Genomic DNA, 18,559 nt, shown 5'->3' on the forward strand with positions numbered 1-18,559 from the left:
GTTGACGGCTGGGCGGCTGGGCGACTGCGTCAGTCGTCAGCGGCCTTGCCGGACTATTTCCGCTAGATCAAGTGGTTACCATCAACAGTCGAAACGCTGCTTAAGTCCAATGGCGTGTTCTGCGTCACAGAGGCCGGCATCGACATTTATGCCGTGCTTGTTATAGTTGCCCGGTTGTAACCACAAGAATGTCTCTGTGCGCGTTCGCGCCTTTTGTTGCTGAGGATGACTGCCGTGTCCGACTACAAAGCCTTTAGTGTCGAGTTGGCAGATAAGATCGCCCACGTGGTGATCAACCGCCCGGAAAAAATCAACGCCATGAGTGCCGACTTCTGGACGGAGATCATCGAGATCTTTCGCTGGATCGACACCACGGACGAGGTGCGGGTGGTGGTGCTGTCGGGGGCCGGCAAGCATTTTTCCTCCGGTATCGACCTGATGATGTTGGCCCAACTCGGCAGCCAGATGGGCCCGGATGTCGGCCGCAACGCGGAAAAACTGCGGCGTAAAATCCTCGAGCTGCAAGCCTCGTTCAATGCTGTCGACCAGTGTCGCAAGCCGGTATTGGCGGCGATCCAGGGTTATTGTCTGGGCGGCGCCATCGACCTGGTCTCGGCCTGCGACATGCGCTACTCGACGGTCGACGCGCAGTTCTCGATCAAGGAAATCGATATTGGCATGGCCGCCGATGTTGGCACCTTGCAGCGCCTGCCGCGGATCATTGGCGACGGCATGATGCGTGAGCTGGCGTTCACCGGGCGTACCATCGACGGTGAAGAAGCGCGCAGCATCGGCCTGGTCAATCGCACTTTCGCTGACATGCCCGCCTTGCTCGACGGGGTGATGGGCATTGCCCGTGAAATCGCCGCGAAATCGCCGATCGCAGTACGCGGCACCAAGGAAATGCTTCGCTACATGCGCGACCATCGGGTTGACGATGGCCTCGAGTACATCGCCACCTGGAATGCCGCGATGTTGCAATCGGTTGACTTGCGCGTGGCCATGGCCGCACACATGAGCAAGCAGAAGCCGGAGTTCGCCGACTGATGCGAGCGATGCCACTGTCTTCTCTACCGGCGCGGGAGGCGCACTAGCGCATGGTTTCTGGAGCCACGTCACTGAGTTTGGTGCGTAAAGAACTGTTCGCCACCATGGAGGAGGCCGAGTCGAGCCTCGAGCATTTCATTGCCGAGCGGCTTAACGGCAGCTTGCTGCAACAGGCGGTGGAAAGCCTTCATCAAGTCCGCGGCACGCTCAATGTGGTCGAGTTGACCGGTGCCGAGTTGCTCGCTCAGGAAGTGCTTGAGCAGGCCACCGATATTCCCGCCGGCGCCGGCGAGGAGCGCGATGTGCAGCTCTCGGCGCTGAGCAATGCGCTGCATGTATTGCGCCGCTATCTGGAAAACGTCGACGTGCACCGACAGGAAATGCCCGAGTTGCTGCTGCCGGCGATCAATGATCTGCGCCAAGCGGGGGGCCAGCCAGCACTGCCGGAAAGCTTCTTCTTCAGCGTGCGCCTCGATCATGCGCGCCCGCGAACCGCGCCGGCTGCCCTGGATGCAGCGGCCAAGGAAATCGAAGGCCGGCGCCTACGGCAGATGTATCAAGTAGGGTTGCTGGGTTTTATTCGCGAACAAAATCCGCAGGCCAGCCTGAAGTTGATGGGCCGAGCCATGGGTCGGCTGGACAGTCTGTACGCCAACGAGCCGCGTGGCCGTCTGTGCTGGATCGGCGCGGCGGCTGTGGAGGCGCAGCTCGATGGCCAGCTATTGGCACGCAAGTCGCGTAAGCAGCTGTTCTCGCGGATCGATCGTGAACTCAAGCAAGTACTTGCCAACAGCCAGTACGAGACGCCACGCAGCCTGCTCAAGGAGCTGCTCTATCTGGTGGCCCTGGCCGACAGCAGTGGACCTGCGGTCATGCCCGTGCGCGGGCTGTTTGGCCTGACCTCGCTGCCATTCACCGATCACTTGCTGGAAGAGGAATACCAGCGCCTGGCCGGCCCTGGGCAGGCGGTCATGCGCTCGCTGAGTTCGGCTATTCGCGAAGAACTGACCAGCACCAAGGACATGCTCGACCTGATCGAACGGGGCACCGTGCAGGCTGAAAACCTCGCCCATCTGCATGCGGTGCTCGGCAAACTGAGCAAGACCCTGGGCATGGTCGGCCTCAGTTCGGCGGGCAACGCGCTGAATGCGCAACTGCAGACGGTTGCAGCCTGGAGTGAGGAGCGTGCCCCGCAACAGCAGGAGCTGCTGAAACTGGCCGATGCTGTGCTCTATGTCGAGGGCATGGTCGCCAGCCTGGAACGCGGCGAGCGGCGTGACACCAGTGTCGGGCAGCTATCAGCTGGCAAGGAGATCGAATCCTTCGCCTACTATCAGCTCAACGAAGCACGCATCGTTGTGGTCGATGAGGCCCGCGGCGGCTTGGCGCTGGCCAAGCGGGCGATCACCGCCTACCTGGAGGCCGACGGCGACCGCATGCACCTGTCCAATGTGCCGTTCAGCTTGCAGGCGGTGCGCGGCGGCCTGTGGTTTCTCGGCCAGGAGCGGGCGGCCTTACTGGTCGGCGCCTGCGCCGAATACATCCAGACGCAGATGTTCGAAGCGGCCCAGATGCCTTCCGAGCAAATGCTGGAAACCCTTGCCGACGCACTTAGCAGTCTCGAATACTATCTGGAAGCGGGCGCGGTTATGCGCCCGGAAACCCAGCCCAGTGTGCTCGACTTAGCCGCAGACAGCGTGCGTGCCCTTGGCTTCCCGGTAGCCGCATAAATGACCCAGCGTTGGCAGCCCGCCTTACTCGATAGCCAGCAGCCCGGTGGTTGGGCACTGGTACATTGCCGGCAGCAGTTTCTGGCGGACAACAACGGCGTGTTGTTTCCCCGTGAGTGGCTGAAAAAGCAGGAGCTGCCGATTCTGGCCGAGCACGGCATCGGCCATTTCGCTGGCGATGCCATCTACCTGCTGGAGCTGCAGGAACCGTTCGATATGCCCGGCTGCAGCTGGCAAAGCCTGCGCCAGTTCATGCTGCAAGGCGATGCCGAGACCTTCAAGATGCTCGGCTATGCGACGCAGATCGGTACTTGGGCGCGCCAGCATCGTTTTTGCGGCAGCTGTGGCGAGCCGATGCTGCATTTCGCTGGCGAGCGCGCGATGCATTGCCCGCGTTGCGAGCTGCACCACTATCCGCGCCTGTCACCGAGCATGATTGTGTTGGTTACCCGCGAGGATGAAGTCCTCCTGGCCCGATCGCCGCGTTTCGTGCCCGGTGTCTACAGCACTCTGGCCGGTTTCGTCGAGGCGGGTGAGTCGGTCGAGCAGTGCGTGGTACGTGAGGTGCGCGAAGAAGTGGGGGTCGAGGTCAAGAACCTGCAGTACTTGGGGAGTCAGGGCTGGCCGTTTCCACATTCCCTGATGCTCGGCTTCCATGCCGAGTTTGCGACTGGCGAGATTGTCATGCAGGCCGACGAGATCGAGGATGCGCAGTGGTTCAGCGTGCACCAGTTACCGCCCTTACCGGCAGCGCGCTCGATCGCTCGCTACCTGATCGACGTCTATGTGGCGCGCCGGCTAGGGCTGCCGGAGCCGTCGCTGTCGGAATAGTCGCGCTTCGGTGGATGGATACAGCGCCATTCACCTAGGAGCCTGTCGGACTTGACCGTTCGTCGCGAGGGAAGCAGCAAAAATGACCAAGTCCCGCTTTTCCGCAGTAGAACAGCGTTAAGTCCGACAGGCTCCTAGGCCAGGCCGAACCAGTGTTGCCAGGCCAACCGCGCGGCGAGCGCCAACACCATCAGGATGAACACCGGGCGGATGAATTTCGAGCCGCCACGGATTGCCGAGCGCGCACCGAGAAACGCCCCAGCCATGAGCGCGATGCCCATGCTGATGCCGAGCAACCAGGCCACTTGCCCGGCGACGATGAATACCACCAGGGCACAGGCGTTGCTGACGAAGTTCATGCTGCGTGCCACGCCACTGGCGCGAACCAGATCGAGCGGGTAGAGCAGCAGGCTGCTGACCGTCCAGAAGGCTCCGGTGCCTGGCCCGGCGACGCCATCGTAGAACCCCAGTCCGAGGCTTTGCGGCCACTGCCGGCCTTGCGCAATAGGCGCGTCGGCGTTGAGCGGAGCCGCCGGGGTGCGACCGAACAGTAAATACAGCCCGCAGGCGAATACCACCACCGGCAGCAGTTGATTGAGCCAGGCGGCCGGCAGCCAGTGCACCAGCGTCGCGCCCAGCAGGGCGCCGATCGCGGTGCCGATCAGTGCATTGCGCCAGGGCAGGGGGGTAAACAGCTTGCGCCGGTAGAAGGTATAGCTGGCAGTGGCCGAACCGAAGGTGGCGCACAGTTTGTTGGTGCCGAGCACCAGATGCGGCGGCAGGCCGGCCATCAGCAGGGCCGGAATGGTCAGCAGGCCGCCGCCGCCGGCAATGGCATCGACGAAACCGGCGACGAAGGCCACCAGGGCGAGAATGGCCAAGGTTGCCGGGTCAACGGCAAGCTCGAAAGGCAAGGGCATGGAAAAGACGACCTGTGTCAGATTGTGCAATGAACCTGCTGTGCGCAGGCGAGGTAGCTGCGCATAATGCCGGCATTTTCACGGGCAAGGAACTGACTCGATGCAATACGACGGTCTGGCATGGGCGACGGCGCTACTGGCTTTGCTGGCGGTATTGATTGCCGCGCGAATTTTGTTCAATAGCCACTGGTTCCTCGGCTGGCTGCGCGGCACCTGCGGCCTGGCCTTTTTGGCCCTGGCCGGTTTCATCGGCCTGGTGGCCTACGACCTCTATAGCTATGCCCCGTTGCCGGAGGACAAACCGCTGGTGACCTTGAGCTTCGAGGCTGACGGCCCACGTTATCGGGTCAATCTGTTGGAGCGCGGGAGCGAGCGCAGTGTGCTGCTGGAGGGGGACTTGTGGCAGTTGGATGCGCGTTTTCTACACTGGAAGGGACTCGCTGCACTGATCGGACTGCAACCTGGCTACCGCCTGGAAAATCTCTCGGGGCGTTTCCTCTCCATCGAGCAGCAGGCGCGAGCTCAGCAGGCCCAGGTCGAGCTGGCGCAGAGTCCCTATGGCATCGACCTGTGGCGTTGGCTACGCCTGGGCCGGCACGACCTGTTCATGTTCGATGCCCAGGCACGCCGGGTCACCTACCTGCCGATCGCCGACCAGGCGGTATACAGCATCAGCCTGACGTCAACCGGCCTGCTGGTGCAGCCGATGAATCAAGCGGCCAAGCAGGCGTTGCAGGATTGGCAGTAGAGTGCGGTGAGTAGGGCAGGCACAGGTCCGCTAGAGGTCACCCCAGTTGCACGTGGTTGAGCGCAAACAAAAAGGGACCCGAAGGTCCCTTTTTGCATGGCGCCGGTCTTTATCAGGAGAGAAAGCCGCCGTCGACGTTCAGTGACACGCCGGTGGTATAGCTGGAGGCGTCGCTGGCCAGGTACAGCACGGCGCCGGCCATTTCGCTCGGGGCGGCTACGCGCTTGAGCGGAATACGCTGCAGGGCCAGGTTGAGGATGGCGTCGTTCTTGGTCAGTGCCGAAGCGAACTTGGTGTCGGTCAGGCCCGGCAGCAGGGCGTTGCAACGGATGCCGAACTGCGCGCATTCCTTGGCAAACACCTTGGTCATGCTGATCACTGCGGCCTTGGTCACCGAGTAGATGCCTTGCATCTCACCTGGGCTGACGCCGTTGATCGAGGCGACGTTGACGATGCTGCCGCCGCCGTTTTCCTTCATCAGCTTGCCGCCTTCGATGGACATGAAGTAATAGCCGCGGATGTTGACGTCGACGGTCTTCTGGAAGGCCGACAGGTCGGTCTCCAGGACATTGCCGAACTGCGGGTTGGTGGCCGCGTTGTTGACCAGGATGTCCAGGCGACCGAACTGCTCGCGGATCTGTGCGAACACGTTGGTGATCTGCTCCATTTCGCCGATATGGCAGGCCATCGCGGTGGCCTTGCCGCCGTCGGCGACGATGGCGTCGGCGACGCCCTGGCAGCCGTCGATCTTGCGGCTCGAGACGATCACGTGGGCGCCTTGCTGGGCCAGCAACTTGGCGATGGCCTCGCCGATACCGCGGCTGGCGCCAGAGACGAAGGCGATCTTGCCATCGAGATCGAACAGTTGGGTCTTGGACATGGACGTTTCCTTTCTTGTTGAAGGCCTGTTCGGCCGATTACAACTGCGACTTGGCGATGACCTGCAGGCTCATCTGCTCCAGCAGTTTGTTCATTTGAATGAACTGCGCGAAGCGTTTGTCCTGGGTCTGGCCGTGGTAATAACGGTAGTAGATCTGCTGCACGATACCGGCCAGGCGGAACAGGCCGTAGGTGTAGTAGAAGTCGATGCTCTTGATTTCGATGCCGGCGCGTTCGGCGTAATAGTCGGCGAACTCCTGACGGCTGAGCATACCGGGGGCATTGCTCGGCTGGCGGCGCATCATTTGCACCGGCGCCGGATCGTCGGCTTCGATCCAGTAGGCAAGGGTGTTGCCCAGGTCCATCAGCGGATCGCCAAGGGTGGTCAGCTCCCAGTCCAGTACGCCGATGATCTGCATCGGGTTCTGCGGGTCGAGGATCACGTTGTCGAAGCGGTAGTCGTTGTGCACGATGGCCGGCTTGGGGTGGTCGGCCGGCATCTTGTCTTTCAACCACGCCTTGACCGGTTCCCACAGCGGCGCGTCAGGGGTCAGGGCCTTCTCGTAGCGAGCGCTCCAGCCGCCGATCTGGCGTTCTACATAGCCTTCCGGTTTACCCAGGTCGCCGAGGCCGCAGGCGGCGTAGTCGACGTTGTGCAGCTCGACCATCTTGTCGATGAAGCTCTTGCACAGCTGGCGGGTCTTGTCGGCATCGAGGTTCAGTTCGGCCGGCATGTCGGCGCGCAGAATGATGCCGTTGACCCGTTCCATCACATAGAACTCGGCACCGATCACCGCTTCGTCCGTGCAGTGCACATAGGCTTTCGGGCAGTAGGGGAAGGCCTCGTAGAGCTGGTTGAGAATGCGGTACTCGCGGCCCATGTCGTGAGCGGATTTGGCCTTGTGGCCAAATGGCGGACGCCGCAGGACGAATTCCTTCTCGGGATATTCGATCAGGTAGGTGAGATTCGATGCACCGCCGGGGAACTGGCTGATCCGTGGCTCGCCAGTCAGGCCGGGAATCTGCGCCTTGAGGTACGGATCGATGATCGCAGTGTCGAGTTCTTCGCCCTCGCGGATGCGAGTGGACTGGTCAGTAAGCGCCATGCTTATCCCTTCTACTTATAATGGGTGCTCTAGATTATTGCTCAATCTAATACTGCACCCTGGGCGTAACAAGTAATACACGCCGTTATAGACGCTCGTGTTGCCGCCTAATCAAACAGCCTGATTGATCTGCAGGCCAGCCCGCAGGCGAAAAAAAACCGGAGCCTGGGGCTCCGGTTTTTCGCTGAGGCTGCTGCAGTGAAGCTTAGACTGGGAACAATTCGCCCAGCTTCATGGCCAACATCATGTCGCCTTCGGCGCGCAGCTTGCCGCCCATGAACGCTTGCATGCCATCGGTCTCGCCGCTGGTGATGCCCTTGAGGGTTTCGCTGTCCATGATCAGGGTCACGCTGGCGTTGTCGGCATCGCCTTGCTGGACGTCGCAGGTGCCGTCCTTGATGACCAGGTAGTGGTTATCACCGTCTTCGATGTTGAACTGGAACACCAGATCCAGACCCGCAGCGGCGGGGGCATTGAACTTGGACTGCATGGTATTGATGATGTCTGCAACGCTCATGATGTCTTCCTTTGTTTTCAGGGTTTTCTCGCGCCCTTATGGGCGCGGTAGGCCGGAGCTCAGCGGTAGGTGATGAGTTCCGGCTCCTTCAGCAGCTGTAAATGCACATGGCTGTTGAAGGAAGCCAGGCTCACTTGGCTGCCGCGAAATTTCAGGCAGCTCAGTGAGGTGTTGACGATTTGCCAATTCAGTTCGAAGGCCTTGGCGGCCGGCACGCCGGTGATCAACTGCAGCAGTGCGGTGATGGTGCCGCCGGAGGTGAAGATCGCGATGTTCTGCTTGCTATCGGCCTGTTGCAACAGGCGGGTCAGGCCACCCTGGACCTGTTCGACGAATGCCTGCCAGCTTTGCAGGCCATGTTGGTCGTGTTCGCCGGATATCCAGCGGCCGATCAGCAATGAGAACAGGCGTTGGAACTCGGCGCGGTTCTGTGCCCCGTTGCGTAAAACATGCAGGGCTTCGGGTTCTTCGTCCAGCAGGCCAGGAAGCAAGCGGTGGATCACCGCGTCGGCATCGAACTCGTTGAAGGCGGCATCCACGTACATATCAGGTATTGCCTGACCGCTGTTGCTCAACTGGCTCATCGCCGCGTTGGCGGTGTGCTGTTGGCGGCGTAATGCGCCACTCAGGCTACGGTCGATGCGAATACCGAGATCAGCCAGGTGCGCGCCCAGTATTTCAGCCTGACGAATACCGATGGGCGAGAGCACATCGTAGTCATCGGCGCCGAATGAGGCTTGGCCATGTCTGATCAGGTAAATGCTGCCCACGTTTGCCACTATCCAGATTCGGTAAAAGTTCGCCGAGCGTATGAGGATCGCACAGGCCTGTCAACGAAAAAACATACGCTTGTTTGAATTTATGGGCTGTCATTCATGCCTGCACGCCAGGCAACTGGCCGCCGGCCGGTGGCGTCGGTATGCTTGGTTGCAACGAGCGCTGAGCGACACTGGCGCTGAAGTAAATAATGAGGGGACATGCGTGGAGTTTTTCGCAGAATATGCGGCCTTTCTGGCCAAAACGGTAACGCTGGTTGTGGCTGTTCTGGTGATTCTGGTGGCAGCAGTCGCAGCACGCAGCAAGGGCCGGCGCGTTGCCGGGCATTTGCAAGTAGACAAGCTCAACGACTTCTACAAGCAGTTGCGCCAACGTCTCGAGCAGGCCGTGCTGGACAAGGACCAACTCAAGGCGGCGCACAAGGACGAGGCCAAGGCGGCCAAGTTGGCGAAGAAAGCCGGGGTGCACAAGCCGCGGGTATTTGTCCTGGACTTCGATGGCGATATCAAGGCATCGGCGACTGACAGCTTGCGGCATGAAATCACCGCGTTGCTGAGTCTGGCCACGCCTCAGGATGAAGTGGTGCTGCGCCTGGAAAGTGGCGGCGGCATGGTGCACAGCTATGGCCTGGCGTCCTCGCAGCTGGCGCGTATTCGCCAGGCGGGCATCCCGCTGACCATCTGCATCGATAAAGTCGCGGCCAGCGGCGGCTACATGATGGCCTGTATCGGTGAGAAGATCATTTCCGCCCCCTTTGCCATGCTCGGATCCATCGGCGTGGTTGCCCAGTTGCCTAACGTGCACCGCCTGCTTAAAAAGCACGACATCGATTTCGAGGTGCTTACCGCTGGCGAGTACAAGCGCACCCTGACCATCTTTGGCGAAAATACCGAGAAGGGCCGGGAAAAATTCCAGGAAGACCTGGAAGTCATCCATGAGCTGTTCAAGAACTTCGTCGCCCGCTATCGACCGCAACTGGATATCGACGACATCGCCACCGGAGAAGTCTGGCTGGGCCTGGCCGCGTTGGAAAAACAGTTGGTTGATGAACTCAAGACCAGCGACGAATACCTGGCTGAGCGGGCCAAGGAGGCGGAACTGTTTCACTTGCACTACGCCGAGAAGAAAAGCTTGCAGGAACGTGTCGGGTTGGCGGCCAGCGTAGCCTTGGACCGTTTCACCTTGAATTGGCTAAGCCGTCTCAATCAGCAGCGTTTCTGGTGATCCACGTTTACCCTGGGGGATGAAAATGACTACGTTCACAGCACTGCAGGCCCGCGAAAGTGCGACGGGTGAGTTCGAACAAGCGATTGTCCAGCGCACTATCAGCGAACTGCCGGCCGGCGAACTGTTGATTCGGGTTCGCTACTCGTCGTTGAACTACAAGGATGCCCTGTCCGCCAGTGGCAACCGTGGCGTGACCAAACATTTCCCGCATACCCCAGGCATCGATGCAGCGGGCGTAGTCGAGCAGTCGAGCGTCGCCGAATTCAGCGTGGGCGATGAAGTGATCGTGACCGGCTATGACCTGGGCATGAATATCGCGGGCGGCTTTGCTCAGTACATTCGGATTCCGTCGGCCTGGGCGCTGAAACGGCCGCAAGGCTTGTCCCTGCGTGAGGCCATGGTGCTGGGTACCGCAGGCCTGACTGCTGCGCTCTGCGTCGCCAAATTGGAGCAAGCCGGGGTGCTCCCGGATGCCGGCCCTGTTCTGGTGACCGGGGCGACCGGCGGCGTAGGCAGTATTGCCGTGGCTTTGCTGAGTAAGCTTGGTTTCAGCGTGGCGGCGTCCACTGGCAAGGCCGAACAGGGCGAGTTCCTCAAGGGCCTGGGCGCACGGCAGATAGTTCCACGTAACGAATTGCAGGAAGGCGCAGAGCGTCCACTGCTCAAGGAACAATGGGCTGGCGCGGTTGACACCGTCGGCGGCGATATTCTGTTCAATGTGGTCAAGTCGCTGCGCTACGGTGGCAGCGCCGCTTGCTGCGGGCTGACCGCCGGGGTGGCGTTCAAGGGCAGCGTGCTGCCGTTCATCCTGCGCGGGGTCAACCTGATGGGGGTCGACTCGGTCGAACTGCCGCTGGTGGTCAAAGCCTCCATGTGGGACAAGCTCTCGCTGCAATGGAAGCTCGATGGTCTCGAACGCCTGGTGACTGAAGTCAGCCTGCAGCAGTTGCCCGAGGCCATCGGCCAGATACTCGCCGGCAAGCTGGTTGGCCGGGTACTGGTGCGGGTGGACTGAGAAATACTGCCTGGTTCTGTTACCTGCGACCGGCACTTACTCGCCTGCCAACGACGGCCCGGTTTTCCGGGCCGTCGCGTTTCAGGCGCGACTGACGTACATGCTGATCTCGGCGCGCAATACCGCTTTGTCGCCGACGTAGGCCATCACCGGCACCGTCACATCGCCGTCGGCCTTGGCCAGGTATTCCACCGTCATGCCGCGTGGAATCCAGCGGCAGCCGGCCGGGATCGAGGCGTCGGTCATGGTCCCAGCAGCCAGTTCGGCGGCGTTGCACAGGGCGATGCCAAGCGATTGCTTCGCCTCGGTGATCATCGGGCCAACCCACGACTTCGCGCGCAACTGGCTGGCCGGCAGGACGCAAACCCAGTTGGCCGACTGCCGCGAGTTGTTGGCCCAAGTCGCCTGGGACAGTGTGCGGGCCTAGCGGTATGTCCAAAGCCATGCCCTATTAGCAGCCGGTATGCTGGCGATCCATTCACCTCGCAACGCCTGATTGCCAGCAGGGTTGGTTGCTACTACTAATACTTGCAGGCTGGCCCTGAGGTCGGGTGAACGGGTTCGCCCTATCTAGAAGCTGGCGGTGCATGGAAAAAGCCCTGGGTTTCGGAGTTTTTTCATAGGTGGCATGCTTAACTCTGTATTCGTTTTCATTCCCCGACAAAAGAGGACACCTCAATGACTCAAGTAACCCTGCATGGCAATCCGGTACAAGTCGATGGTCAGCTGCCACAGGTCGGTCAGCAAGCTCCGGCCTTCACCCTGGTCGGCGCCGGTTTGGCCGATGTGAGCCTGGCCAGCCTGGCGGGCAAGCGCAAAGTTCTGAATATTTTCCCCAGCGTCGACACCCCAACTTGCGCGACCTCGGTACGCACCTTCAACGCCGGCGCCAGCAAGCTGGATAACACCGTTGTCCTGTGTATCTCCGCCGACCTGCCGTTCGCCCAGGCGCGCTTCTGTGGCGCTGAAGGCCTGGAAAACGTGATCAACCTGTCGACCATGCGCGGCGCCGAGTTTCTCAAGAACTACGGCGTAGCTATCGCCGACGGCCCGTTGGCCGGCGTCGCTGCCCGCGCCGTGGTGGTGCTGGACGAGCACGACAAGGTCCTGCACCGCGAACTGATCGCCGAGATCGGCAACGAGCCGAACTACGAGGCGGCCCTGGCTGTGCTGAAGTAATCGCAAACGATCCGGACAAGAACGGCCTACTTCGGTAGGCCGTTTTTTTTGCCAATAGATTCAGCGCGTCAGCATAGCCATTGATTCCGCCGCATAACGTTCACCCGCAGCGGCTTGCGGCGGAAAGATCGCGTCCAGCGTGGCGATCTCGGCGGCGCTCAGTTGAACGTCCAGCGCGGCGACGTTCTGTTCCAAGTAGCTGCGGCGTTTGGTACCGGGGATCGGCAGCAGGTCCTCGCCTTGGGCCAGCACCCAGGCCAGCGCCAGTTGCGAGGCCAGCACGCCTTTATCCGCGGCCAGTTGTTCGACCTGGCTGACCAACTGCAGATTCTTGGCGAAGTTGTCGCCCTGGAAGCGCGGACTGAAGCGCCGGTAATCGTCGGCGGCGAAGTCCTCCGGGCTCTTCAGGGTGCCGGTGAGAAAGCCGCGACCCAGCGGGCTGTAGGGCACGAAGGCGATGCCCAGCTGGCGGCAGGTCGCCAGCACGCCATTCTCCTCGGGGTCGCGGGTCCACAACGAGTATTCGCTCTGCACCGCGCTGATCGGGTGTACCCGGTGGGCACGTTCCAGGGTTTCGGGGGCCACCTCGCTCAGGCCGAGGTAGCGCACCTTGCCCTGCTGAACCAACTCGGCCATGGCGCCGATGGTCTCCTCGATCGGCACCTCGGGGTCGATGCGGTGCTGGTAGTAGAGATCCAGGTAGTCGGTGTTAAGCCGCTTGAGGCTACCCTCGATCGATTGGCGCACATACTCAGGCCTGCCGCTGACGCCACGTCGCTGCGGGTCCTGCGGATCGCGCAACAAACCGAACTTGCTGGCCAGGAAGGCCTGCTCGCGCCTGCCGGCCAGCGCCTTGCCCAGCAACTCCTCGTTGCTGTGCGGGCCATAGGCGTCGGCGGTGTCGAGCAGGTTCAGGCCCAGTTCCAGGGCCCGGTGCACGGTGGCGATGGATTCACGCTCATCACGGTCGGCGACATAGAACTCGCTCATGCCCATGCAACCGAGGCCGATTGCCGAGACCAAGGGGCCGTTGCGGCCGAGTCGACGGTTTTTCATGGCAGTGCTCCTGTGCAGTGGTTAAGGTTCAGGCTCAGTCTGGCTGTTTGCTAAGGATGGATAAACATGGTGAAAACGTATTAACTATTTGCTTATTCGAAATAGTGGTGCTGCAGATGGATCGTTTTCTCGCCATGCGGGTGTTCAGTCGGATTGTCGAATTGCGCGGCTTCGGCAAGGCTGCGGACAGCCTGGACCTGCCGCGGGCCTCGGTCACCCAACTGATCAAGCAGCTGGAGGCCCACCTCGGGGTGCAACTGCTGCGCCGCACCACCCGCCAGGTCAGTCCGACCCTGGATGGTCAGGCCTACTACGAGCGCTGCCTGCGTTTGCTCGCCGATCTGGAGGAGACCGAGTCGTTCTTCTCGCAGAGCGGTAGCGGTCCGCAGGGACGCTTGCGGGTCGACCTGCCGGCCTCGCTGGCGCACCGCGTGGTGATCCCTGCGTTGGGGGATTTTTGTGCCCGTTACCCGCGCATCGAGCTGGAGGTCGGCGCCAGCGACCGGCCAGTGGACCTGATCCGCGAAGGGGTGGATTGCGTGTTGCGCGCCGGCGAGGTGTACGACACCAGCCTGGTGGCGCGGCCGCTGACGGCACTGCCGCAGATCACCTGCGCCAGTGCGGCCTACCTGCAGCAGCACGGCACCCCGCGCACGCTCGCCGAGCTGGAGGGGCACCGCGCCGTCAATTTCTTCTCTGCCCGCACCGGACGGCGTTTCCCCCTGGATTTTCTGGTAGGTGGCGAACGCGTCGAATTGGCGTTGCCCGGCAGCATCGCCCTGAGTACCGCCGAAGGCTATGTCGCCGCCTGCGAAGCGGGGATGGGCATCATCCAGGCGCCTTATTACCACCTGCGCGAGCAGTTGGCGGCCGGCAGCCTGCAGGAAATTCTCGCCGATTTGCGCCCGGCGCCGATGCCGCTGGCGGCGCTCTACCCGCCGCACCGACAGCTGTCGCGGCGAGTGCGGGTGTTCGTCGATTGGCTGGTCGAGCTGTTTGCCCAGCACGATCTGCTGCGGCCGAGTTGAGCTGGGCGCTGCGGCAATACCCGGCAACATAGCCGACGGCTTCCCGTGGGGGCCGTTTTCATTTGCGGCTCAGGGGCTTAGCAACGTCAGCTGGAGGTAAATAGCCGGTAAAGAGGCTTTGCTTCATGCCTGACACTGCTTATCGTTCAGGCATTCCAAGGAAGTGACCCTGCCATGCCTGAAACAACTGCAATACCCCGTACCTCGACGCAGTCACGCCAATGGCTGATTGGCCTGATGCTGTTGGCGCTTCTGCTCGTGCTGATCTGGTGGTTCTGGCCCGCTAAACCGCAGAACCAGGCCGGCGGTCGTTGGGGCGATGGTGGGCTAGTGCCGGTGCGGGTGGCGACTGTCACGCAAGGCAGTTTCCCGATCGAGCTGAAAGCCCTGGGCACCGTGACCGCCTACAACACGGTCAATGTGCGTGGCCGGGTGGAAGGTGAGCTGGTCAAGCTGCTGTTCGAGGATGGCCAGCGGGTCAAGGCCGGCGATCTGCTCGCGGTGATCGATCCGCGGCCTTATGAAGTGGCCCTGCAACAGGCCCTGGGGGTGCAGCAGGAAAATCAGGCGCAATTGCACAATGCCGAGTTGGACCTGGCCCGTTACCGTGGCCTGTACAAAGAAGACTCAATTGCCAAACAGACCCTCGACACCCAGCAGGCCCTGGTCAACCAGTACCGCGGCACCCTCAAGAGCAACCAGGCGGCAGTCGCCGAGGCGCGCCTGAACCTCGACTTCACCCAGGTGCGCGCGCCCATCAGTGGACGTCTCGGTCTGCGTCAGGTGGATCGCGGCAACCTGGTCAGTTCCGCCGATGCACTGCCGCTGGTGGTGATTACCCAAACCCTGCCGATTGCCCTGATGTTCACCTTGCCCGAGGCCGAGTTGCCGGCGGTGCTGCACCAGTTCAGGGCAGGGCAGACCTTGCGCGTCGAGGCCTGGGATCGCAGCGAGAAACTCAAACTGGCCGAAGGGCAGCTGGACAGCCTGGATAACCTGATCGATACCGCCACCGGCACGGTCAAGCTCAAGGCCCGCTTCGAGAATGCCGAAGAGCTGCTGTTTCCCAATCAGTTCGTCAACGTCCGCCTGCTGGTGGAGACCCGCGAGCAGGCCCTGCTGATTCCCGCTGCAGCCTTGCAGTTCGGTGCGCGCGGCACCTTCGTCTATGTGATCGATGAGCAAGACAAGGTGCAGGTGCGGCCGATTGTGGCGGGGCCGAGCAATGGTCAGATGACGTTGATCGAGGAGGGCGTCGCGGTGGGCGAACGCCTGGTGCTGGAGGGCACCGACCGCCTGCGTGAGGGCAGCGCAGTCGAGGTGGTCGGCGAAGGCCAGACACCGACCGCCAAGCAAACCGAAGCACGGATACCTAAAGACGCATGAACGCTTCCCGCCTGTTCATCCTGCGCCCGGTCGCCACCACCCTGATCATGTTGGCGATCCTGCTCAGCGGCCTGATCGCCTATCGAATGTTGCCCGTGTCGGCGCTGCCCGAGGTGGATTACCCGACCATTCGCGTCATGACTCTGTATCCCGGCGCCAGCCCGGACGTGATGACCAGTGCGGTGACCGCGCCGCTGGAGCGCCAGTTTGGCCAGATGGCGGGCTTGAAGCAGATGTCCTCGAGCAGTTCCGCTGGCGCCTCGGTGATTACCCTGCGCTTCAATCTGGAAGTGCAACTGGATGTCGCCGAGCAGGAGGTGCAGGCGGCGATCAATGGCGCGAGCAACCTGCTGCCCGGCGATCTGCCGGCGCCACCGGTGTACAACAAGGTCAACCCGGCGGACACCCCGGTGCTGACCCTGGCAATTCGTTCGGCCACTATGCCGTTGCCGCAGGTCTTCGACCTGGTCGATACCCGCCTGGCGCAGAAGCTGGCGCAAACCAGCGGCGTCGGCTTGGTCAGCCTGGCCGGCGGCCAACGCCCAGCGGTACGCATCCGGGTCAATCCGCTAGCCCTGGCCGCCTATGGCCTGAACCTCGCGGATGTGCGCAGCCTGATTACCGCGAGCAACGTCAACCAGCCGAAAGGCAACTTCGACGGGCCGACCCGCGTCTCGCAACTGGATGCCAACGACCAGTTGAAATCTCCAGAAGAATACCGCGAGCTGATCCTCAGTTATCAGGACGGCGCTGCGCTGCGCCTGAAGGATGTCGCCGAGATCATCGATGGCGCGGAAAACAATCGCCTGGCGGCCTGGGCCAACCGCAATGAAGCCGTACTGGTCAATGTGCAGCGTCAGCCCGGCGCCAATGTGATCGAGGTGGTCGACCGCATCAAGGCCTTGTTGCCCAGCCTCACGGCAGGCTTGCCGGCCAATGTCGAGGTCAGCGTGCTGACCGACCGCACCCAGACCATTCGCGCCGCGGTGACGGACGTGCAGCACGAGTTGTTACTGGCGGTACTGCTGGTGGTGCTGGTGACCTTCCTGTTCCTGCGCAAGCTGTCGGCAACGATCATTCCGTCGATAGTGGTGCCGCTGTCGCTGATCGGCACCTTCGGTGTGATGTACCTGGCCGGCTTCACCATCAACAACCTGACCCTGATGGCCCTGACCATCGCCACCGGCTTCGTAGTCGACGACGCCATCGTCATGCTGGAAAACATCGCTCGCCACTTGGAAACAGGCGAAACGCCACTGAATGCGGCGCTCAAGGGCGCCAAGCAGATCGGCTTCACCCTGATCTCGTTGACCATCTCGTTGATCGCCGTACTGATTCCACTGTTGTTCATGGCCGATGTGGTGGGCCGACTGTTCCGCGAGTTCGCCATCACCCTGGCGGTGGCCATCCTGATTTCCCTGGTGGTGTCGCTGACATTGACGCCGATGATGTGCGCGCGTTTGCTCAAGCATGAGTCGGAGGTGGAGCAGGGGCGTTTCTATAAGGCCAGTGGTGCGGTTATCGACGGCATGATCGCGCGCTACGGCATCTGGTTGCAGTGGGTGCTCAAGCGTCAGCCGCTGACGCTGGTGGTCGCCATCGCCACCCTGGCCCTGACCGTACTGCTGTACCTGGCTGTGCCCAAGGGCTTCTTTCCGGTGCAGGACACCGGGGTGATCCAGGGTATTTCCGAGGCGCCGCAGTCGATTTCCTTCGGCGCCATGAGCGAGCGCCAACAGCGCCTGGCCGAGGTGATCCTGGAGGATCCGGCGGTGGTCAGCCTATCGTCCTACATTGGCGTGGATGGCGACAATCCGACCCTCAATAGCGGGCGCCTGTTGATCAACCTCAAGCCGCATGCCGAACGCGATGTCACGGCCAGCCAGGTGATCGAGCGCCTGCGCCCCGAGCTGGCCAGGCTCACCGGCATCGAGCTGTACCTGCAGCCGGTGCAGGATCTGACCATCGAGGACCGGGTCAGTCGTACTCAATTTCAGTTCAGCATGGAGTCGCCGGAGCAGGCTCTGTTGGAGGAATGGGTGCCCAAACTGGTCGCCGCGCTGCGTGAACAACCGCAACTAAGCGATGTTGCCAGCGACCTGCAAAGTCGCGGCCTGCAGGTGTTCCTGCAGATCGATCGGGACAGCGCCGGGCGCCTCGGCGTGAGCGTCGCTGACATCGACGACGCGCTGTACGACGCCTTCGGTCAGCGGCAGATTTCCACCATCTACACCCAGGCCAGTCAGTACCGAGTGGTGCTGGAGAGCGAGAACGCCGGCAGCATCGGCCCGGCCGCGCTGCGGCAGATCCACGTGGCGACGGCCGACGGCGGGCAAATCCCCTTGTCGTCGCTGGCGCGCATCGACGAGCGCGCCGCCAGCCTGCTGATCAGCCATATCGGTCAGTTCCCGGCGGCGACCCTGTCGTTCAACCTGGCTGAGGGGGTGTCCCTGGGCGAGGCGGTGGCGGTGATCGAGCGGGTGCAGCAGGACATCGGTCTGCCGGGCGGGGTGCAGACCCAGTTTCAGGGCGCGGCCGAGGCCTTCCGCGCCTCGCTGTCGAGCACCTTGCTGCTGATCCTGGCGGCGATCGTCACCATGTACATCGTCTTGGGTGTGCTCTACGAGAGCTATATCCACCCAATCACCATTCTCTCGACCTTGCCCTCGGCGGCGGTCGGTGCGCTGCTGGCGTTGCTGCTAAGCGGCAATGAGCTGGGCCTGATCGCGATCATCGGCATCATTCTGCTGATCGGCATCGTCAAGAAGAACGCGATCATGATGATCGACTTTGCCCTCGACGCCGAGCGCAACCAGGGCATGGCGCCCGAGGCGGCGATCTATCAGGCGGCGCTGCTGCGTTTCAGGCCGATCCTGATGACCACCCTGGCGGCACTGTTCGGCGCCATTCCGCTGATGCTCGCGAGCGGTTCCGGCGCCGAGTTGCGCCAGCCGCTGGGGCTGGTGATGGTCGGTGGCCTGCTGCTTAGCCAGGTGCTGACGCTGTTCACCACACCGGTGATCTACCTGTACTTCGACCGCCTGTCGCGGCGCCTGACCGGGCGTAGCGCAGCGGGAGTGCTGGTATGAGTGCCCTGCTGCTACGGGGCCAGG

16 protein-coding genes and 2 pseudogenes are annotated in these 18,559 nt (G+C 62.0%); 11 read left to right on the forward strand and 7 right to left on the reverse strand.

Going from position 1 to position 18,559, the window contains the following annotated elements:
- Positions 1–234 precede the first annotated feature (234 nt).
- Genes VCJ09_RS11155 through nudC form a run of 3 tightly spaced genes read left to right on the forward strand, consistent with a single transcriptional unit; the run spans position 235 to position 3,608 of the window.
- The gene (locus tag VCJ09_RS11155; protein ID WP_079201876.1) at positions 235–1,047 is read left to right on the forward strand and encodes a crotonase/enoyl-CoA hydratase family protein; all 813 of its coding nucleotides are present in this window, start codon (positions 235–237) and stop codon (positions 1,045–1,047) included.
- Between the two features lie 50 nt (positions 1,048–1,097).
- A complete protein-coding gene (locus tag VCJ09_RS11160; RefSeq protein WP_324734364.1) occupies positions 1,098–2,777 on the forward strand; it encodes a ferrous iron transporter B in 1,680 nt (559 codons plus the stop codon).
- Positions 2,778–3,608, forward strand: a complete 831-nt coding sequence (gene nudC / locus VCJ09_RS11165) for an NAD(+) diphosphatase (RefSeq protein WP_324734365.1) — start codon at positions 2,778–2,780, stop codon at positions 3,606–3,608. It begins immediately after the preceding gene.
- Between the two features lie 134 nt (positions 3,609–3,742).
- On the opposite strand, the gene VCJ09_RS11170 is transcribed toward nudC, so the two are convergent.
- Entirely contained in the window at positions 3,743–4,522 is a 780-nt protein-coding gene (locus tag VCJ09_RS11170) for a TSUP family transporter (RefSeq protein WP_324734650.1), read from the reverse strand.
- A 106-nt stretch (positions 4,523–4,628) separates the two neighbouring features.
- Between VCJ09_RS11170 and VCJ09_RS11175 the strand changes: the two genes are divergently transcribed.
- Complete coding sequence (locus VCJ09_RS11175; RefSeq protein WP_079201879.1) at positions 4,629–5,276, forward strand: hypothetical protein; 648 nt, start codon at positions 4,629–4,631, stop codon at positions 5,274–5,276.
- A gap of 112 nt (positions 5,277–5,388) precedes the next feature.
- Here VCJ09_RS11175 and VCJ09_RS11180 read toward each other — a convergent pair whose 3' ends face one another.
- From VCJ09_RS11180 to VCJ09_RS11195, 4 genes are all read right to left on the reverse strand, one after another.
- On the reverse strand, positions 5,389–6,156 hold the full coding sequence (locus VCJ09_RS11180) for an SDR family oxidoreductase (protein WP_324734366.1): 768 nt from the start codon (positions 6,154–6,156) through the stop codon (positions 5,389–5,391).
- A gap of 37 nt (positions 6,157–6,193) precedes the next feature.
- Positions 6,194–7,261 (reverse strand): phosphotransferase family protein, encoded by a 1,068-nt coding sequence (locus VCJ09_RS11185; RefSeq protein WP_324734367.1) that lies wholly within the window; start codon positions 7,259–7,261, stop codon positions 6,194–6,196.
- Positions 7,262–7,466: 205 nt separating this feature from the next.
- Positions 7,467–7,781 carry an SCP2 sterol-binding domain-containing protein gene (locus VCJ09_RS11190; RefSeq protein ID WP_154067046.1) on the reverse strand — a complete coding sequence of 105 codons (315 nt, stop codon included), beginning with the start codon at positions 7,779–7,781 and terminating at the stop codon, positions 7,467–7,469.
- Between the two features lie 56 nt (positions 7,782–7,837).
- Positions 7,838–8,548: a histidine phosphatase family protein gene (locus VCJ09_RS11195; protein ID WP_324734368.1), complete on the reverse strand. Its 711-nt coding sequence runs from the start codon at positions 8,546–8,548 to the stop codon at positions 7,838–7,840.
- A 211-nt stretch (positions 8,549–8,759) separates the two neighbouring features.
- On the opposite strand from VCJ09_RS11195, the gene sohB reads away from it, so the two are divergent.
- The gene (gene sohB / locus VCJ09_RS11200) at positions 8,760–9,779 is read left to right on the forward strand and encodes a protease SohB (protein WP_324734369.1); all 1,020 of its coding nucleotides are present in this window, start codon (positions 8,760–8,762) and stop codon (positions 9,777–9,779) included.
- Between the two features lie 25 nt (positions 9,780–9,804).
- The gene (locus tag VCJ09_RS11205) at positions 9,805–10,797 is read left to right on the forward strand and encodes a YhdH/YhfP family quinone oxidoreductase (RefSeq protein WP_324734370.1); all 993 of its coding nucleotides are present in this window, start codon (positions 9,805–9,807) and stop codon (positions 10,795–10,797) included.
- A gap of 81 nt (positions 10,798–10,878) precedes the next feature.
- On the opposite strand, the pseudogene VCJ09_RS11210 reads toward VCJ09_RS11205, so the two are convergent.
- Positions 10,879–11,082, reverse strand: a pseudogene (locus VCJ09_RS11210) (DUF4442 domain-containing protein); the annotation flags it as partial.
- Between VCJ09_RS11210 and VCJ09_RS11215 the strand changes: the two are divergent.
- Positions 11,069–11,224 (forward strand): annotated as a pseudogene (locus VCJ09_RS11215) (TetR/AcrR family transcriptional regulator); the annotation flags it as partial. The pseudogenes VCJ09_RS11210 and VCJ09_RS11215 overlap by 14 nt on opposite strands.
- 251 nt (positions 11,225–11,475) lie before the next feature.
- Positions 11,476–11,976, forward strand: coding sequence for a thiol peroxidase (tpx, locus tag VCJ09_RS11220; RefSeq protein ID WP_079201886.1), 501 nt, complete (start codon positions 11,476–11,478; stop codon positions 11,974–11,976).
- A gap of 60 nt (positions 11,977–12,036) precedes the next feature.
- On the opposite strand, the gene VCJ09_RS11225 is transcribed toward tpx, so the two are convergent.
- Positions 12,037–13,032: an aldo/keto reductase gene (locus VCJ09_RS11225; RefSeq protein WP_324734371.1), complete on the reverse strand. Its 996-nt coding sequence runs from the start codon at positions 13,030–13,032 to the stop codon at positions 12,037–12,039.
- A gap of 116 nt (positions 13,033–13,148) precedes the next feature.
- Here VCJ09_RS11225 and VCJ09_RS11230 point away from each other — a divergent pair, with 116 nt between their 5' ends.
- The 3 genes from VCJ09_RS11230 to VCJ09_RS11240 all read left to right on the forward strand — a co-directional run bounded on the left by VCJ09_RS11230 (position 13,149) and on the right by VCJ09_RS11240 (position 18,535).
- The gene (locus tag VCJ09_RS11230; protein WP_324734372.1) at positions 13,149–14,060 is read left to right on the forward strand and encodes a LysR family transcriptional regulator; all 912 of its coding nucleotides are present in this window, start codon (positions 13,149–13,151) and stop codon (positions 14,058–14,060) included.
- Positions 14,061–14,234: 174 nt separating this feature from the next.
- Complete coding sequence (locus VCJ09_RS11235; protein ID WP_324734373.1) at positions 14,235–15,446, forward strand: MdtA/MuxA family multidrug efflux RND transporter periplasmic adaptor subunit; 1,212 nt, start codon at positions 14,235–14,237, stop codon at positions 15,444–15,446.
- Complete coding sequence (locus tag VCJ09_RS11240) at positions 15,443–18,535, forward strand: MdtB/MuxB family multidrug efflux RND transporter permease subunit (RefSeq protein ID WP_324734374.1); 3,093 nt, start codon at positions 15,443–15,445, stop codon at positions 18,533–18,535. Before VCJ09_RS11235 ends, VCJ09_RS11240 begins: the two co-directional genes overlap by 4 nt.
- Positions 18,536–18,559 lie beyond the last annotated feature (24 nt).

It is taken from the genome of Pseudomonas paeninsulae (assembly GCF_035621475.1).
Classification (GTDB): domain Bacteria; phylum Pseudomonadota; class Gammaproteobacteria; order Pseudomonadales; family Pseudomonadaceae; genus Aquipseudomonas; species Aquipseudomonas paeninsulae.

Coding starts and splice junctions, on each gene's coding strand:
- VCJ09_RS11160 (WP_324734364.1), top strand. CDS start 1,098: ATGGTTTCTGGAGCCACGTCACTGAGTTTGGTGCGTAAAGAACTGTTC.
- nudC (WP_324734365.1), top strand. CDS start 2,778: ATGACCCAGCGTTGGCAGCCCGCCTTACTCGATAGCCAGCAGCCCGGT.
- VCJ09_RS11175 (WP_079201879.1), top strand. CDS start 4,629: ATGCAATACGACGGTCTGGCATGGGCGACGGCGCTACTGGCTTTGCTG.
- VCJ09_RS11180 (WP_324734366.1), bottom strand. CDS start 6,156: ATGTCCAAGACCCAACTGTTCGATCTCGATGGCAAGATCGCCTTCGTC.
- VCJ09_RS11185 (WP_324734367.1), bottom strand. CDS start 7,261: ATGGCGCTTACTGACCAGTCCACTCGCATCCGCGAGGGCGAAGAACTC.
- VCJ09_RS11205 (WP_324734370.1), top strand. CDS start 9,805: ATGACTACGTTCACAGCACTGCAGGCCCGCGAAAGTGCGACGGGTGAG.
- tpx (WP_079201886.1), top strand. CDS start 11,476: ATGACTCAAGTAACCCTGCATGGCAATCCGGTACAAGTCGATGGTCAG.
- VCJ09_RS11225 (WP_324734371.1), bottom strand. CDS start 13,032: ATGAAAAACCGTCGACTCGGCCGCAACGGCCCCTTGGTCTCGGCAATC.
- VCJ09_RS11230 (WP_324734372.1), top strand. CDS start 13,149: ATGGATCGTTTTCTCGCCATGCGGGTGTTCAGTCGGATTGTCGAATTG.
- VCJ09_RS11235 (WP_324734373.1), top strand. CDS start 14,235: ATGCCTGAAACAACTGCAATACCCCGTACCTCGACGCAGTCACGCCAA.
- VCJ09_RS11240 (WP_324734374.1), top strand. CDS start 15,443: ATGAACGCTTCCCGCCTGTTCATCCTGCGCCCGGTCGCCACCACCCTG.